Source organism: Petrocella atlantisensis (genome assembly GCF_900538275.1).
In the GTDB taxonomy this organism is placed as follows: Bacteria; Bacillota; Clostridia; order Lachnospirales; family Vallitaleaceae; genus Petrocella; species Petrocella atlantisensis.
This window is the reverse complement of sequence record NZ_LR130778.1, coordinates 1,041,103-1,056,890: the sequence shown is the minus strand read 5'-3', so window position 1 is coordinate 1,056,890 and position 15,788 is coordinate 1,041,103. Positions and strand designations below refer to the sequence as shown.

The 15,788-nt window shown below is 36.6% G+C and carries 15 protein-coding genes; 12 read left to right on the top strand and 3 right to left on the bottom strand.

The window, feature by feature from the left end:
* The first annotated feature begins 13 nt into the window (after positions 1–13).
* A complete protein-coding gene (locus PATL70BA_RS04970; RefSeq protein WP_125136339.1) occupies positions 14–691 on the top strand; it encodes a potassium channel family protein in 678 nt (225 codons plus the stop codon).
* A complete protein-coding gene (locus PATL70BA_RS04965; protein ID WP_172596107.1) occupies positions 681–1,469 on the top strand; it encodes a TrmH family RNA methyltransferase in 789 nt (262 codons plus the stop codon). Before PATL70BA_RS04970 ends, PATL70BA_RS04965 begins: the two co-directional genes overlap by 11 nt.
* Before the next feature lie 43 nt (positions 1,470–1,512).
* Here PATL70BA_RS04965 and PATL70BA_RS04960 read toward each other — a convergent pair whose 3' ends face one another.
* Together PATL70BA_RS04960 and PATL70BA_RS04955 are read right to left on the bottom strand one after the other, a co-directional pair.
* Positions 1,513–2,418 (bottom strand): tetratricopeptide repeat protein, encoded by a 906-nt coding sequence (locus PATL70BA_RS04960; RefSeq protein ID WP_125136337.1) that lies wholly within the window; start codon positions 2,416–2,418, stop codon positions 1,513–1,515.
* Between the two features lie 25 nt (positions 2,419–2,443).
* Positions 2,444–3,664, bottom strand: coding sequence for a GGDEF domain-containing protein (locus PATL70BA_RS04955; RefSeq protein ID WP_125136336.1), 1,221 nt, complete (start codon positions 3,662–3,664; stop codon positions 2,444–2,446).
* Between the two features lie 191 nt (positions 3,665–3,855).
* Here PATL70BA_RS04955 and PATL70BA_RS04950 point away from each other — a divergent pair, with 191 nt between their 5' ends.
* The 3 genes from PATL70BA_RS04950 (at position 3,856) to argF (ending at position 8,557) form a co-directional block, all read left to right on the top strand.
* The gene (locus PATL70BA_RS04950; protein ID WP_125136335.1) at positions 3,856–5,394 is read left to right on the top strand and encodes a Ppx/GppA phosphatase family protein; all 1,539 of its coding nucleotides are present in this window, start codon (positions 3,856–3,858) and stop codon (positions 5,392–5,394) included.
* A gap of 11 nt (positions 5,395–5,405) precedes the next feature.
* Positions 5,406–7,556 (top strand): RNA degradosome polyphosphate kinase, encoded by a 2,151-nt coding sequence (locus PATL70BA_RS04945; protein WP_125136334.1) that lies wholly within the window; start codon positions 5,406–5,408, stop codon positions 7,554–7,556.
* A gap of 71 nt (positions 7,557–7,627) precedes the next feature.
* Positions 7,628–8,557, top strand: coding sequence for an ornithine carbamoyltransferase (argF, locus tag PATL70BA_RS04940; protein ID WP_125138408.1), 930 nt, complete (start codon positions 7,628–7,630; stop codon positions 8,555–8,557).
* Positions 8,558–8,633: 76 nt separating this feature from the next.
* Here the strand turns inward: argF and ymfI are convergent, their stop codons facing one another.
* Positions 8,634–9,368 carry an elongation factor P 5-aminopentanone reductase gene (ymfI, locus tag PATL70BA_RS04935; RefSeq protein ID WP_125136333.1) on the bottom strand — a complete coding sequence of 245 codons (735 nt, stop codon included), beginning with the start codon at positions 9,366–9,368 and terminating at the stop codon, positions 8,634–8,636.
* Between the two features lie 184 nt (positions 9,369–9,552).
* Between ymfI and PATL70BA_RS04930 the strand changes: the two genes are divergently transcribed.
* From PATL70BA_RS04930 to PATL70BA_RS04905, 7 genes are all read left to right on the top strand, one after another.
* Positions 9,553–10,572, top strand: a complete 1,020-nt coding sequence (locus PATL70BA_RS04930) for an LCP family protein (RefSeq protein ID WP_125136332.1) — start codon at positions 9,553–9,555, stop codon at positions 10,570–10,572.
* A 32-nt stretch (positions 10,573–10,604) separates the two neighbouring features.
* Positions 10,605–11,936 carry an LCP family protein gene (locus PATL70BA_RS04925; RefSeq protein WP_172596106.1) on the top strand — a complete coding sequence of 444 codons (1,332 nt, stop codon included), beginning with the start codon at positions 10,605–10,607 and terminating at the stop codon, positions 11,934–11,936.
* An 18-nt stretch (positions 11,937–11,954) separates the two neighbouring features.
* A complete protein-coding gene (locus PATL70BA_RS04920; RefSeq protein ID WP_125136330.1) occupies positions 11,955–12,494 on the top strand; it encodes a hypothetical protein in 540 nt (179 codons plus the stop codon).
* Entirely contained in the window at positions 12,491–13,228 is a 738-nt protein-coding gene (locus PATL70BA_RS04915) for a WecB/TagA/CpsF family glycosyltransferase (protein WP_125136329.1), read from the top strand. Before PATL70BA_RS04920 ends, PATL70BA_RS04915 begins: the two co-directional genes overlap by 4 nt.
* A 13-nt stretch (positions 13,229–13,241) precedes the next feature.
* The gene (locus tag PATL70BA_RS04910; RefSeq protein ID WP_125136328.1) at positions 13,242–14,123 is read left to right on the top strand and encodes a YitT family protein; all 882 of its coding nucleotides are present in this window, start codon (positions 13,242–13,244) and stop codon (positions 14,121–14,123) included.
* A 61-nt stretch (positions 14,124–14,184) separates the two neighbouring features.
* On the top strand, positions 14,185–14,319 hold the full coding sequence (locus tag PATL70BA_RS16725; protein ID WP_279233229.1) for a hypothetical protein: 135 nt from the start codon (positions 14,185–14,187) through the stop codon (positions 14,317–14,319).
* Positions 14,320–14,564: 245 nt separating this feature from the next.
* Positions 14,565–15,677, top strand: a complete 1,113-nt coding sequence (locus tag PATL70BA_RS04905) for an ABC transporter ATP-binding protein (protein WP_125136327.1) — start codon at positions 14,565–14,567, stop codon at positions 15,675–15,677.
* Positions 15,678–15,788 lie beyond the last annotated feature (111 nt).

Genomic DNA, 15,788 nt, shown 5'->3' with positions numbered 1-15,788 from the left:
TGGAGGCATAGTTATGGCAGGTAGAAATGATTTTGTAGTATTCGGATTAGGTAAATTTGGTAGAAGTGTGGCAGAGACTTTGGCTTATAATGGTAAAGAAGTCTTGGCGATTGACATTAAAGAAGAAGTGATTCAGGATGTGGCAGATCTTGTTACTCATGCGGTACAAGCGGATGTTACAGATGGAGATGCCCTAAAAGCTCTAGGTATAGGTAATTTTGACGTAGCGGTAGTGGCAATATCCAATAACCTTCAAGCCAGTATTATGGCAACGATATTGGCGAAAGAGTTAGGCGTGCCTTATGTACTTGCAAAAGCTCAAAACGAAATCCATAAAAGGGTGCTTGAAAAAGTGGGCGCAGACAAAGTCATTTTCCCGGAAAGAGAAATCGGTACGCGTATTGCTAATAATTTGATCTCAGAGAATTTTATTGATTATATTGAATTATCCATTGATCATAGTATTGTTGAAATCGAAGTTGTTGACGAATGGGTTAGTAAGACCCTAAAAGAATTGAACATGCGTGCCAATTATGGTATTAATGTTATGGCCATTCGAAAAGGTGAAGAAATAACCATTACACCTGGTGCGGATTTTGTTCTTCAGGCATCAGACGTTTTGGTTGTTATTGGTTCGAATGAAGATCTTAGAAAAATTAACGTTATTAAAAAGGATAATTATGATAAGTAGTCTGTCGAATCCTAAAATAAAGGAAATACAAAAACTTCAAAACAACCATAGGTACCGTAAGCAGTCTCAGAAATTTGTAGTAGAAGGCTGGCGTCTGATCAAAGAAATACCGACTGAGCAGATTGAACGTATTTATGTACAAACCTCTCAAATGGATAAATTTATCTCTTTAGAGCTATATGGAGATTGGGATGTTGAGCAGGTCAGTGACACAGTCATGAAAGCCATAAGCAATGAGACAACATCTCAAGGTATTCTGGCGACGGTTCATATGAAGCCTTTTATGGAAGAGGGTTCTCTACCTATAAATCCTTTAATAATTGCCCTAGAAAATGTTCAGGACCCAGGCAATCTAGGTACAATCCTTAGAACAGCAGATGCAGCAGGGGTGGATATGGTGGTATTGTCTATAGGGACAGTCGATTTGTACAATCCAAAAGTAGTAAAAGCCACTATGGGTGCAATCTTTAGATTGAATATCCTAAAAGATATAGATTTATGCAGCTATGTTAAAGACCTAAAGGAAAAAGGCATTCAGATATTTGCAGCGCATCTGAATGGAACAAAGAACCATTATGAAGGCAGCTATATTGCAGGAACATGCTTTTTGATGGGTAATGAAGGTGACGGACTTAGCAATGACTTATCCGGTCTTGCGACAGAATATATAAAAATTCCTATGCGGTCAGAGGCAGAAAGTCTTAATGTCGCAGTTGCAACGAGTATATTGGTATACGAAGCCATAAGACAAAGAGATACAAACGCATTCACTATATAAAAAAGCCACTCTAGTTTTCAAAGGACGACTAGAGTGGCTTTTCTTATGTAGTGTGCTTGATGGCGGTATCAATCATATCATAAGTAATGGTGCTTAAGCCGTCAAGATAACAACTTTTAGCTTTTTTTAGATATTGAAGTGCCTCTGTGTTATTATGCTCCAACTGATAGATTAAGCCCATATGGTACAAAGTATCTGGAGCATTTTCATCCAGCTCTAGCGCCTTCTGAAAATATTCTTTGGCAATAACCAGATTGTTTTGCCTATATGCAATCTGACCCATATTGTCATAGGCTGAAGCATAGTCTTCTTTTTTATTTAAAGCAGCCTTTGTAAAGAAAGTCGCTTTGACATAATCTTCTTTTAGCATAAATAGATAGCCCAAAGTGGTGAAGTCTTGAGGGAAGAAATAAGGATTATCTTTTACAACTGTACGAATCGTATCGTCATCATAGGTATGATTTTTTAGAAAGACTTGATTTTCGGCACCATATTGATCAAAAAAATCATAATAGATTTGGATGGCTTTGTCCAGCTGTCCCAGTTTCCAATAGCAGATGGCTTTATTGCCCATCAATGTTTTTGTAGTAAGGAAATAAGTATTTGTTTCAAGACCCTTATCAAAGCAGTTTAGTGCCTGGCTCACTTCATTATTTCGAAGCAGTAAAAGACCGTAGGTGGCTAAGATGGTCGTGTTTTGTGTGCCTAGTTTATAAGCTAACTTATAGAGTGGTAAAGCCTTCTGGTTGTCCCTAGTAAAGGTCTGAATAAGAACACCAAGAACGCCGACAAAAGTACCGAAAAATAGGATGATCATCATTAGAGAATATATACCAAAGCCAATTAAAAAATAGGAAACAGGTAAGCGGTTTATGACGACGATTACAAAGTAACTGATTACAAGATAGCCCAGTGTAATAGAACGCCATTTTGATTTAAGTTTTGCCATAAAAACCTCCAATTGTTGTTATTTATTAAGGTAATAGACCTTTGACCGTTTTAGAAAGATTGGTTTGTTTCGTTTTAATCATCATACTTTTTTGTGTATAGGTTAATAAGTGTTTTTTATATTTTTCATGATAGGAGATCAGTGATTGGTCCATTTTTTCCAAGAATTTATTTAAAGTTCCCGAGGAACAGTTTGGGAAAAAAAGGACGAAGGTATCACCACTTATGCGGCAAGGAATCTCATATTGGCTCGCAGATGATTTTAAGTCATGAGCAATTTCTACAAGAAGTTGGTCGGAAGTCGTATACCCAAGCGTTTTATTAAGCTTCTTAAGGCCCTGAACTGTTAGAACATAAACACCAAGAGGTAAAAAGCCATGTTGGTTCAGCTCTTTCAACTTTAACTCGAATTGTGTATGGTTAAGAAAGCCTGTTAGAGGATCGAAATTATTTAAGTACTCTAGGGTGGAAGACATCGTGTTCAAATCAGACACATCTTTTATATGGCACAAGGTTAAACCATCGCCTATTTTATGTAATGTTGTATCCAGAACTTGGATGGATTGAGTCAAGTCGTGTTGGTACTGAAAGTAAAGTTTGATTTTTTCACCGGTATGTTGCAAACGGTCCATGATTTCTTTAGCATAATCATAAGGGAAGGCTTCGAAAATACTGTCGCCTTGAATAGCCTTTAGTGGCTTACCAAATACTTTCAGGTTATTTTGAGGTATATCAACGATATATCCTTCTTGATTAATTAAGAACATTGGTGCTTCAAGATGTTTGAAATACAAGGCTACTTTTTTACGAAAATCTTGATTGAAGCTTTCATTTTCAAGGAATTTTGTCTGATCACTAAATTTCAAAAGTAGCAGTGATGTCTTTTGGAATCTTACAATTTGATGGTTCAAGATAAGTTTAGCAACTAAACCACTTGGATAAGTCAATAGGAAAATCTTGTTTTCATATTTTATATCAAGTGGTAATTGGCTTAGGTTAAGTAGATTGGAGAAAGTCTTCTCATATTTATCCAGCATAAAAAGTTTAGAGAATTTATTATTTCGGTATTCAATATGACCAAAATGGTTAATGAGGACAATGCCCAATTCATCATGCTCGTACAATTCTTCAATTAATGTAAAGTCCTGATGGCTGATATGATTGGAATTTTTCTCTTTTTGATTGCTATTCAAGACATCAATATGGTTCTTAATTAGAAGCTCGACGCTGTTTTGTAAGTCGGACATAAAAACCTCCACCCATTGGTTTATAAAACCACGGTTTTTTACTGTAGCTATTATATCATAAATCTAAATAAATCACATCCCAGAATAAAAGTTAACATAGTATTTAATAGAACATTACATAATCCGTTAGGATAATATGGTATAATTATAGGATGTAGGTTCATTTAATCATAGAACTAGGAGATGTTAATATGTCAAAAAACCTTATAGCGGCGATAGATGTAGGCTCTCATGCCATAAGAATGAAAATCGGTGAGATTAATAAAGCAGGTGATTTCAGATTGCTTGAAAAATTTCGGAAAATAGCTGTATTAGGTCATGATACCTTTGCCAATGAAAAAGTAAGCTTTGAGTCTGTAGATAAGACCTGCGAAATACTCAAAAACTTTAGAATGACAATGGATGATTATGGTGTAAAAAGGTATGTTATGATGGCTACCAGTGCAATCAGAGAAGCTTCTAATAAGGATTATATAATGGATCAGATTAAGCTTAAGACAGGTCTTGATATTCGTATTATCGACAATTCTCAAGAACAGTACCTGACCCTAAAAGCACTTAAGCATAAGTTGGAGCATTATAATACAGTAACAGCTGAAGGTGCGGTTGTTATTGTTATAGGTGCCGGTAGTATTCAAATCACAACTTTTCTAAAAGGTGAACTTAAATCCAGTCAAAATGTGAAGATGGGTGCGTTAAGGATCAAAGAAATCTTAGGCGCGCTTGAAAACCAAACGACAAAATACTACAAAGTTCTTAGAGAATACATTGAAGCAAACTTGGAAGACTTAGATTTTTTAAAAGATAAAGATGCCTATAAACATTTGATTGTCATAGGTGGTGAAATTGGTGTTATTCAAAGTTTGATGGATGAAGATGTAACAGAAGAAACATACAGAATGAAGAAAAAGGACTTTAGGGCTATATCAGATGAAATCATGTCTAAAACGACAGATGAAATCAAAAGAGATTATGCGATTAAAAGAGAAAGAGCCGAAATCATCGTTCCCTCTCTCATGCTAATCAACATGTTTGTTGACAAAACCACTGCAGGAGAAATCATCATACCTAATATATCTTTGGCAGACGGTATCATTCGTTACATTCATGAAGACATCTATAATCTTCATACCAATGATATCTCCACACAAGACATCATTACTAGCGCAACAGTAATGGCTAAAAAATTCAACTATGATGAAACCCATTGTAATCATGTTGAGGCACATGCATTACTGCTCTTTGATAAGTTGAGAAAAATCCACGGTATGAAAGAAGAACGTATTTTGCTACGGGTAGCAACCATTTTACATGATATAGGAAAATTTATAAGCTTGGATCACCATAATGAACACTCTTATAATCTCATAAAATCCTTGGAATTGTTTGGGATGTCTACATTGGAAGTGGAGATGGTGGCAAATATTGCTAGATATCATGGCATTGTTGTACCTAAGGATCAAGATAGAAATCTGGCTGCATTACCAACTAGAGAGCGTATTATTGTAGCAAAACTTATTGGAATCATTCGTATGGCAGATGCTCTAGATCGGAGTCACAAACAAAAAATAAAGATTGAGTCAGTCAGAGTTAAAGATAAAGAATTAATCATTAGAGGTAAATCTGTAAAAAACACCACATTGGAAGAATGGAATTTCGCAAAAAAATCAGAATTTTTCAAAGAAGTATTTGGAATAAAACCGGTTCTGATTATTAAGCGAGAGTTATAGGGGGCATTGAAATGAATGTAGATTTGAAAGACCGTCAATTATATGAAAATAGAGAACTGTCATGGTTGAGTTTTAATAGAAGGGTGCTGGAGGAGGCTCAAAATCCGGAAAATCCACTTTTTGAGCGTATAAAGTTTCTCTCTATAGTGAGTTCTAACCTAGATGAGTTCTTTATGGTACGGGTTGCTTCTCTAAAAGAACAAGTGAACGTAGGTTATGAAAAACTTGATTTTTCCGGTATGAATGCAAGCGAGCAACTTGAGGCCATCACCGACTATACTCATGAAATGGTTGAAGATCGGGGAAACTTATACAAAAGAGCCATCATACCGGGTTTGAAAAAAGTAGGAATCCACTTTTTATCTCCAAAAGAGCTGAATCAGGATCAGAGTGACTATCTAGATGAGTATTTTGAAGATTTCATCTATCCGGTATTAACACCCATGGGTGTGGATGCCAGCCGTCCTTTCCCTTTGATTTTGAACAAAAGTCTTAATGTGGCAGTTATATTAAAAAAAGAAGATGATGAGGTGTTTGCGACAATACAAGTACCTTCCGTATTACCTAGATTCGTAACAGTACCCAGTGAAAATCCGCAGGAGAAGTCCTTTGTTTTACTTGAAGATATTATCATGAATAATATTGATAAGATATTTGTAGGCTACCATGTGAAGTGTTCAAGCGCCTATCGGTTGACGAGAAATTCCGATTTATCCATAGATGAAGAAGAAGCACAAGATTTATTGATTGAAATCGAGAAATCCATCAAAAAAAGAAAATGGGGCGAGGGCATAAGGCTTGAGGTTCAGAGTCATATAGATGCTAAACTATTAAAAAAACTGAAAAAGTCAGTCGATATCCATTCCAAAGACATTTACTATATCATTGGCGCTGTTGATTTAACCTTTCTAATGAAATTATATAGTCTTAAAGGTTATGATCATCTTAAGTTCAGAGACTTTGATCCATGTGAACCTAAGGATTTATTAGGTGAGACAGACCTTTTTGAAGCGATTCAAAAGAAGGATATTTTTCTCTCCCATCCTTTTGAGAAATTCGATGCTGTTGTAGAGCTTATAACCGCTGCAGCAAAAGATGAGAAAGTCTTAGCCATTAAGCAGACACTCTATAGAGTAAGTGGACAATCGCCTATCATTAAAGCTCTTGCTGCAGCTGCAGAAGCAGGCAAGCAGGTGACAGTACTGGTAGAGCTAAAAGCTAGGTTTGATGAAGAAAATAACATACAATGGGCCAAAAGTCTTGAAAAATCAGGATGCCATGTTATTTATGGTCTTGTAGGCTTGAAAACACATAGTAAGGTCACCCTAATTGTAAGAAGTGAAGCTTCCGGTATTAGACGTTATGTTCATCTTGGAACAGGAAACTACAATGATATAACTGCAAGATTTTATACGGATGTTGGGTTGTTCACCTGTAATGAGAAAATGGGCGCAGATGTGTCTTCGATATTTAATGCTATTTCAGGCTATTCAGATACACCAAAGTTATTAAAAATCGCGATGGCACCGACAGGACTTAGAGAAAAATTTGTTGCGTTGATACACCGAGAAATTCAACACGTCCTTCAAGGTAAAAAGGGAAAAATCATTGCAAAAATGAATTCACTATGCGATCAAGAAATGATAGAAGAATTCTATAAAGCTTCGATGGCCGGTGTGGAGATTGAACTGATCGTCAGAGGTGTGTGTTCTTTAATTCCCGGCATTGAGGGTATCAGTCATAACATTACGGTTCGAAGTATCATTGGTAAATATTTAGAACATAGTCGCGTCTACTATTTTGCAAATGATGAGAATGAAGAAATCTATCTCTCAAGCGCGGATCTCATGCCAAGAAATCTTGATCGTCGTGTCGAATTGTTTTTCCCTATTGAAGATGAGCATATCAAAGCCAGAGTAAAAAACATGCTGGAAGTGCAGTTGATGGATGTGGTAAAAGGTAAAATCAAAGACAGAGAGTGTAGATATAATCGGATAGATCGCCGAGGTAAAATGGTAATAAACTCTCAAGAGTATTTTGAAGATGAAGCATTAAAAAGTGAAAACGAATATGTAACAGAAGTTGAAAGAGAGATTTTTAGACCTGTAAGTGCAGAAATCATAGAAGAATCCTTTAGCTTCAGTCACAAGGATAACGCTTGACAGAAAACAAGAATTGATATATTATAAATATAAGTTTTTATGAATAAAAATACAGAGGTGATGATGTGGCAGTGAATTTAAAAGGTAGAAGTCTTTTGACATTGAAGGATTTTTCAAAAGCAGAAATTGAATATTTACTCGACTTATCCAAGGACTTAAAACAAAAGAAACGCATGGGTATTAAAGGGACGTTACTCGAAGGTAAGAATATAGCCTTGATCTTTGAGAAACCCTCAACAAGAACAAGATGTGCTTTTACAGTAGGGTGTGTCGATGAAGGTGGCCATCCTGAATATCTTGGGAAAAATGATATTCAACTTGGGCATAAAGAATCCGTTGAAGACACAGCACGGGTACTTGGTAGACTATTTGATGGTATCCAATTTCGAGGCTTTAAGCAAGACGTTGTGGAAAAATTGGCAAAATACAGTGGCGTACCTGTATGGAATGGTTTAACGGATGATTACCATCCAACACAGATTCTAGCAGACCTACTAACCATTAAAGAACAATTTGGGTATCTAAAAGGCTTGAATTTTGTCTATGTAGGTGATGGACGAAATAATATGGGTAATAGCCTTATGATTGGTATGACAAAGATGGGTGTTAATTTTAAAGTGATTGCCCCTAAAAGTTTATGGCCCCAACCGGATTTAATTCAGGTGTGCCAAGAATACGCTCTAGAATCAGGCGCTGAAATTGTATGTACAGAAGATGTAGCTCAGGTAGAAGCGGCAGACGTGATTTATACAGATGTCTGGGTATCCATGGGCGAAGAGGCGCAGGCAGAAGAAAGGCTCAAACTTCTAAAACCTTATCAGGTCAACCAAGACTTATTAGAAATGACACATAAACCTGAGACAATTGTGATGCACTGCTTACCGGCTGTAAAAGGCTATGAAATCACAGAAGATATTTTTGAAAAACATGCTCAAATTATCTTTGACGAGGCAGAAAATAGAATGCATACAATAAAAGCAGTTATGGTTGCAACAGTTTAAATAAATCAGTAAGAATAATAAAGAAAAGCCAGTCGAATATCTTTCGTCTGGCTTTTGTATGCCTTATATATTCGGATTATATGCCCCCATCTACGGTTATGATTTGTCCAGTGATATACTCAGAATGATCTGAAGCAAGAAATAAAACGGTATTGGCAACATCTTGGGGGGTTCCCATTCGTCCAAGGCCTATATCAGAGATGAGCGTATCTTTGTCAGCAGCGGATAGCCATGCATTCATTTGCGTATCAATAACGCCACAGGCCACAGCATTTACGCGTATGTTTGAAGGTGCCAATTCCTTAGCCAATGCTTTTGTGAAGCTATTGACCCCACCTTTTGAAGCAGAATAGGCCACTTCACAGGAAGCGCCCATATCACCCCAAATGGAAGAAATATTTAGGATCACCCCTTTTTTTCTGGCAACCATCATAGGTATGGCAAATTTGCTGGTGTGAAACAAGCCCGTTAGGTTAATGTTAAGAAGTCGGTGCCACGTTTTCTCGGACATATCTGTTAATAGGCCTATATAAGAAAAGGCAGCATTATTAATCAATAAATCCAAATGGTCAGTAAAATCAGCGATGTTATCAAAAAGTTTTTTAGTATCTTCATAGGAGGCAACATCAGAAGTCATCCACAGACAACGTGCACCTTTATTCTCTATTTTCCGTGCAACATTTTCTAAGTCAACTTGGCTTTTTTGGGAAGTTATAACCAAGTCATAACCATGTTCAGCCAGGGTTAAGGCTATGGCTTCGCCAATGCCACGTGAGGCTCCGGTGACAAGTGCTACAGGTTTTTTTGTCATATTCTATGCCTTCTTTCTTTAAGCGATTAGTTAACTATACTATACAAGAAACTTGGGATGAATACAAAGAAAATAATACATCTATTGGGTAAGGGTATGTTGAACCTTTAAATAAGTGTTACAAAGCTTTCATTTTGTGAAAAATATGTTATTATATAGGAAGTGAATATGGAGGGTACCATGAATGGATAAATTTACGAATCATATGGGCTTATTGTTGGGCATAACTTTGGGTATTATAGCTATGTCCTTTATTGCTGTTATAGAAATGAATGGCGAAGAAAGAGCTGCACAGGAACAAATAAGAATTGAGTTAGATGCACAAAAATTAAGAGATCAAGAACTGCAGGATGCACAACGAGAAGCAGAAGAGGCAGCAAAAGCCATACCGGAGACGATTAATGGCCTCTTTATTGGTTTTGACACGTCTGGCGGTTTGACAGATGTTCTTATGGTTGGTCACATTGATCCTAAAGAGAATAAGGTACAACTTATTTCCATCCCTAGAGATTTGGAGATTTACTTTGATGAAGAGCCCTTCAAGACCATAAAAGAGAACAATCCTAATAATAGGATTGCTCATGCTAAGATCAATAACATTTATTCTCTAATTGGATGGGATGAGAGAGCCCTTGAAGACGTACGACTAATAGCTGAAGGTATAACAGGATTAGAGATTGATTATATAATGACCATAGACACTTCAGGCTTACGTGAAGTCGTGGATGCGGTTGGTGGTGTTGAATTTGATGTACCTCAAAGAATGTATTATATGGATCCAGTTCAGGATTTACATATAGATCTTCAACCAGGTCTGCAACATCTGGATGGTGATAAAGCAGAGCAATTGGTCAGATACCGTAAATACAAAATGGGTGATTTACAAAGAATTCAAGTACAACAAGCATTCATTGCGGCCATGGTGGATCAGGTGTTGGGAAGCAGAGATTTTAATCAGATCAGTAAGCTGGTCTCAAAAGGCTATAAGTACATTGATACGGATTTCGGAATGGTTGTTATGTTGAAATATGCTGAATTTTTTTTCAATTTGGAGTTGGAACATGTATTATCACCTGAAAATATGATAACCATCCCCTCATATGGAGAGTTGGTAGATGAACGCTGGATGCAGTACTTTGAGCTTGAAGAAGCGAGAGAGGCTGTAGATTCGCTCATAAATAATGAAAATGCATCAACAGATTAATTTATTCATAACGAATGTATATAGGAGGCTTCATGGTGTCAAAAAAAAAGCAAAAAAAACAATTGGTCAATAAATTCATACAAATATTTTTATCAACCTTTGCACTTCTCATGGCAGTTGTTGGTATAGGTACAGTTATCTATATTGTGGTGATGGGTAATAGTATCGGCGGTATGTTGGATCTATCTAAATACAACTTGACAGAGTATGGCGCAGCAAATGCTGCAGACCCGGATGGAGAAGATATTTTCGGTGACAAGAAGTTGACCACATTTGCTGTTTTTGGTGTGGATGAAGACAGTTATAGGACCGATGTAACGATGGTTGTTTTTTTTCACCATGAAAGTGGTAAGGTAGATATCCTATCGGTACCACGAGATACAAAGGTGAAAATACCTGATGATATGTACAGTACAATCAAAGAGCGAAGAAGTGATGTGAATCAAGTCGTAAAAATTAATGCCATACCAGCCTATGTTACTGAAGATCGAAACGAAGCCTCAGTAGAAGTTTTAGAAAGTAACTTAGGCATACCCATTGATTACTATGTGAATGTAAAACTGGATGTATTTAGATATATTGTAGATACGATTGGTGAAATCAAAATTAATATACCTGTGGATATGAAATATAGTGATCCATTACAAGACTTAAATATTAATCTAAAAAAAGGTGAACAATATATAAATGGTGCTCAGGCCGAACAATTGGTCCGGTTCAGATCGGGATATGCCAGTGGCGATGTAGGCCGAGTAGAGATGCAACAGCTATTTATGAAGGCTTTTGTTGAGCAATTGCTTAATACAAAAAATAGATTAAATATGGTAAATGTTGTCGGAGCAGTGTTGGTCAAAGTAGACACGAATTTTGAAAATGCGGTGGATTATCTAATCTTCCTCGATCGAATCAAACCGGAAAATTTTGTTATGCATATGTTACCAAGAGACCCTGATGACAAAGGTGGTTCTTATTATATTTATGACTATGATGCGACGAAAGAACTTTTGGATAAAATTATCAATGAACCATTTTTAGCTTCTGAAAATATTGAAGAAGCGGTTATCGATGTGTCGCCAGAAGAAATTATAGATATAAAAAGTCTGACCATATCCGTACAAAATGGCACTAATATTATGGGACTGGCAGGTAAAACAAGAGATAAACTTAAAGAACAGGGTTATGATCCTATTGAAGCCATAGACTACGAAAACAAACCAGTAGAAAAAACAAAAATCTATGTGCCCATACCTGAGGCCTATGAGGAATTAAAGGCTCAATTTAAGGATTCTGAAATGGTCATTCAACCTGAATTGATGGATCAGACACATCAGATCATCATAGTTCTAGGGAACACAGAAGAATAAACATTGAGGTGGTTTGAGATGAAGAAGAAAATAAGTGTCATTATAGGAATATTATGTACCATTATTATGGTCAATTGGATTATTGGTATTAGTATGGAGGCTGGATCTACAGAACCGGGTACGGTCAATGACCCACTGGTTACAAAATCTTATGTAGACCAGAAAACAAGTGAAATCATGACAACACTATTGTCTAAGATTAATCCGACTGAATCAGACGAGGAAGCTGAACAAATGGATATGAAGGCCATTTATGCATATATCGATCAACAGATTGCAGGACAATCGGGCAGTTCTTTTATTGTCGTGGAAGCTGCAGTAGGAGATACAATTCTATGTGGTGGTGGAACGGAGCTTATTTTAAGAGCTGGTAAGGCGACGGTTATTGAAGGTGAAAATGGTGATGGGTTGGCAGATTTGACTCAAGGCTTAGACCTTAAAGGTGGGGCATTTGTACCCATGCAGCATCATCTTCTGATTTCGAGGGATGACGGAAGAGGCATAAAGATTACTGAGAAAGCCTTTGTCATGATTAAGGGGGCATACACATTAAAATGAGATTAGTTAAAAAAAACATTAATATATTAGGAACCAAGTTTCATCATATTACAAGATCAGAAGCTGCAGCCTTTATTGTAAAATGCTTACAAGAACGGAAGAAAGCTTCTGTTTTTACGCCAAATCCTGAAATTGTTATGGAAGCCTATCATGACTCAAGGTTGCAAGCCATACTTAATGAAAGTGAATTGGTTGTTCCGGACGGTATAGGGGTTGTTATAGCTTCGAAACTACTTGGCCAGCCATTACCGGAAAGGGTGGCCGGTTTTGATTTGGTTCAAGAAGTTTTCAACCAGATTCAAAATAAAGAAATAAAAGTCTATTTTTTAGGTGCCGGTCAAGGTGTAGCTGAATTGGCGAAGAAAAAAATGGAAGAAAAATACACCAACTTAAAAATTGTAGGTGTCCATAATGGTTATTTTGATAAGGATGAAGATATTGTAGCGTCAATCAATGCTCTAGACCCGGATTTTCTGCTCGTTGGTCTTGGTGCACCAAAGCAGGAATATTGGATCGATAAAAATAAAGATCGGCTAAATGCAAGTGTATTAATGGGCGTTGGAGGTTCTTTTGATGGTATGTCAGGGAAGGTTAAACGGGCACCGGATTTGTTCATTAAATTAGGATTAGAGTGGTTTTATCGTTTGATTACCCAACCTACACGTGCCAAAAGAATGGTTAGATTGCCTATTTTTTTAGTAAAAGTTATCGTTGAAGGTAAGAAATACCTATAGGAGACGTATAAAGATGGAATTAATAAGAACACGAAAAGCTTGGGTAGATTATCTATATATTATAGTCGGTGTGACCATACTGGCAATTGCAATCAATGCTTTTTTTGAACCGTTAGATATGGTTACAGGTGGTGTAACCGGTGTAGCCATTATTATCAAGGGACTAACCCTAAAGATGGTTGAAGGTGGTCTACCCCTTTGGCTCACCAATATGGTCATCAACATACCTCTTTTTATTTTAGCCATTATTGTCAAAGGTAAGGATTTTGGTAGACGGAGTTTATTTGCAACCTTTTTTTTATCTATTGCGCTTTTTTATACACAGTGGTTTCCGGTCTTGACAAATGATATTCTTCTAGCCAGTGTTTTTGGTGGTGTTTTAGCGGGTGTGGGTTTGGGCCTGGTTTTTTCTGCTTTTTCAACAACGGGTGGTACGGATCTTGCTGCGAGTCTCATTCAACATGTAATAAAACATGTATCCGTGGCTAGAATTATGATGATTCTTGATTCAGCGATTATTTTTTCAGGCGTTTTAATCTTTGGTGCAGAAGCCACACTGTATGCGGTGATTTCGGTTTTTATATCGGTAAAGGTGATTGATGCCATTCTAGATGGTTTGCACTTTTCAAAGGCTGCATTTATCATTTCAGATCATCATAAAACCATAGCTGAAAACATTATGTCAGAACTTGACCGAGGTGTTACCGGTTTAGTAGGAGAAGGTATGTTTACAGCGTCAGCTAAGCATGTACTTTTTTGTGTGGTTTCAAAAAGGGAAATTGTCAAACTCAAAGAAATAGTTAAGATATCAGACCCTAGAGCATTTGTTATTGTAACGGATGTTCGTGAAGTTCTAGGTGAAGGTTTTAAAGAGTATGAGCATTATGATTTTTAGAAGATTTCTACAGTAAATAGAAGATTGTAGAAGATTCACTATAGATAAGCTTCTTTCTCTAATGAAAAATGGGCATTATGTTAAGAAGTTTGTAAAAGGTAAGAAAAATAAAATCAAAATGAAAAAATCCACTTCACTGAATGTCGAAAAAAGTAAGTTAACTTCGGTGAAGTTGCCCATAGACGCCGTTAAATAGGGATGTAGAAATACCTAAATTTCGTTATAATCTCTATAAAAAGTCGAAGGATGTGTTCAATAGTACATGAAAGCGTACCCCGTATGCAATATAAACAAATTGTGTCTAGGCCTTTTGTTGAATTAACCAGTGGTTTTAAGGAATTAGATATAGTATAGTTATTTTCATGAGTTACAGCAGTACATAACAGTTGCTGAACATTAACACTTAGAATAATAACAATTCGCAAGGGGGCACGCGCAATTATGGCAAGTTTATCTTTGAAAGGTATTAAAAAAGTTTATCCTGGTAATGTAACAGCGGTACAGGATTTTAGTCTTGATGTGGCAGATAAGGAGTTTATTATCTTTGTTGGTCCGTCTGGATGTGGTAAGTCGACGACATTAAGAATGATCGCAGGTCTAGAAGACATCAGTGAAGGCGAACTCTTTATTGGTGATAAAAGGGTAAATGATGTTGAACCCAAAGATAGGGACATTGCAATGGTTTTCCAAAACTATGCTTTATATCCACACATGACTGTGTATGATAACATGGCTTTTGGGCTTAAATTACGTAAAACACCAAAAGCAGAAATTGACCGACGCGTACAAGAAGCAGCAAAAATACTGGGTATCGAAGTATTATTAGATCGTAAACCGAAGGCTTTATCAGGTGGACAAAGACAACGTGTTGCCATGGGCCGTGCGATTGTTAGAGAACCTAAGGTATTCCTCATGGATGAACCTCTATCTAATTTAGATGCCAAATTAAGGGTTCAGATGCGTGTTGAGATTTCAAAATTGCATAGAAGGCTACAAACAACCATTATCTATGTAACACATGACCAAGTTGAAGCCATGACATTAGGTACAAGAATTGTTGTTATGAAAGATGGTATTATACAGCAATGTGATACGCCTTCAAACTTATACGAAAGACCAAACAATGTATTTGTTGCCGGTTTCATTGGTTCACCACAAATGAACTTCATAGAAGCAAAAGTGGAACAAACCGATAATGAAGTTTCATTACTCTTTGGTACCAATTCAGTTTTATTAATAGAAGAAAAAGCACAAAAGCTTATAGATGGTGGTTATATTGGTAAAGAGATTATCATGGGTATTCGTCCGGAAGATATTCATGACGAAGAAGCTTTTATAGAGTCTCATCCAAAAGCATTAGTAAACTTTGAAGTCAATGTTACTGAAATGTTAGGTGCAGAGATCATTCTAATTGGTTCGGTGGATACTTATGATTGTACCGCACGTGTAGGTCCAAGATCAAAAGCTAAGCCTGGTGAAACAGTAGTAGTAGCATTTGATTTGAAAAGACTACATATATTTGATAAAGAAACAGAGCAAGTTATTACAAACTAACCCAAAATAAATTAAAATTCGAGGGAATGCACAAAAATGTGTATTTCCTCTTTTAATTTTGAATAATATACTATAGAATAGAATTAGGTTTAGCTCGAAGTGAATTGTAGC

What these genes read in the sequence shown, in the direction of transcription:
- PATL70BA_RS16725 (WP_279233229.1), top strand. Translation starts at nt 14,185, where the DNA reads ATGAAAAATGGGCATTATGTTAAGAAGTTTGTAAAAGGTAAGAAAAAT.
- PATL70BA_RS04970 (WP_125136339.1), top strand. Translation starts at nt 14, where the DNA reads ATGGCAGGTAGAAATGATTTTGTAGTATTCGGATTAGGTAAATTTGGT.
- PATL70BA_RS04950 (WP_125136335.1), top strand. Translation starts at nt 3,856, where the DNA reads ATGTCAAAAAACCTTATAGCGGCGATAGATGTAGGCTCTCATGCCATA.
- PATL70BA_RS04920 (WP_125136330.1), top strand. Translation starts at nt 11,955, where the DNA reads ATGAAGAAGAAAATAAGTGTCATTATAGGAATATTATGTACCATTATT.
- PATL70BA_RS04965 (WP_172596107.1), top strand. Translation starts at nt 681, where the DNA reads ATGATAAGTAGTCTGTCGAATCCTAAAATAAAGGAAATACAAAAACTT.
- PATL70BA_RS04930 (WP_125136332.1), top strand. Translation starts at nt 9,553, where the DNA reads ATGGATAAATTTACGAATCATATGGGCTTATTGTTGGGCATAACTTTG.
- PATL70BA_RS04910 (WP_125136328.1), top strand. Translation starts at nt 13,242, where the DNA reads ATGGAATTAATAAGAACACGAAAAGCTTGGGTAGATTATCTATATATT.
- PATL70BA_RS04905 (WP_125136327.1), top strand. Translation starts at nt 14,565, where the DNA reads ATGGCAAGTTTATCTTTGAAAGGTATTAAAAAAGTTTATCCTGGTAAT.
- PATL70BA_RS04915 (WP_125136329.1), top strand. Translation starts at nt 12,491, where the DNA reads ATGAGATTAGTTAAAAAAAACATTAATATATTAGGAACCAAGTTTCAT.
- PATL70BA_RS04960 (WP_125136337.1), bottom strand. Translation starts at nt 2,418, where the DNA reads ATGGCAAAACTTAAATCAAAATGGCGTTCTATTACACTGGGCTATCTT.
- PATL70BA_RS04955 (WP_125136336.1), bottom strand. Translation starts at nt 3,664, where the DNA reads ATGTCCGACTTACAAAACAGCGTCGAGCTTCTAATTAAGAACCATATT.
- PATL70BA_RS04925 (WP_172596106.1), top strand. Translation starts at nt 10,605, where the DNA reads ATGGTGTCAAAAAAAAAGCAAAAAAAACAATTGGTCAATAAATTCATA.
- ymfI (WP_125136333.1), bottom strand. Translation starts at nt 9,368, where the DNA reads ATGACAAAAAAACCTGTAGCACTTGTCACCGGAGCCTCACGTGGCATT.
- PATL70BA_RS04945 (WP_125136334.1), top strand. Translation starts at nt 5,406, where the DNA reads ATGAATGTAGATTTGAAAGACCGTCAATTATATGAAAATAGAGAACTG.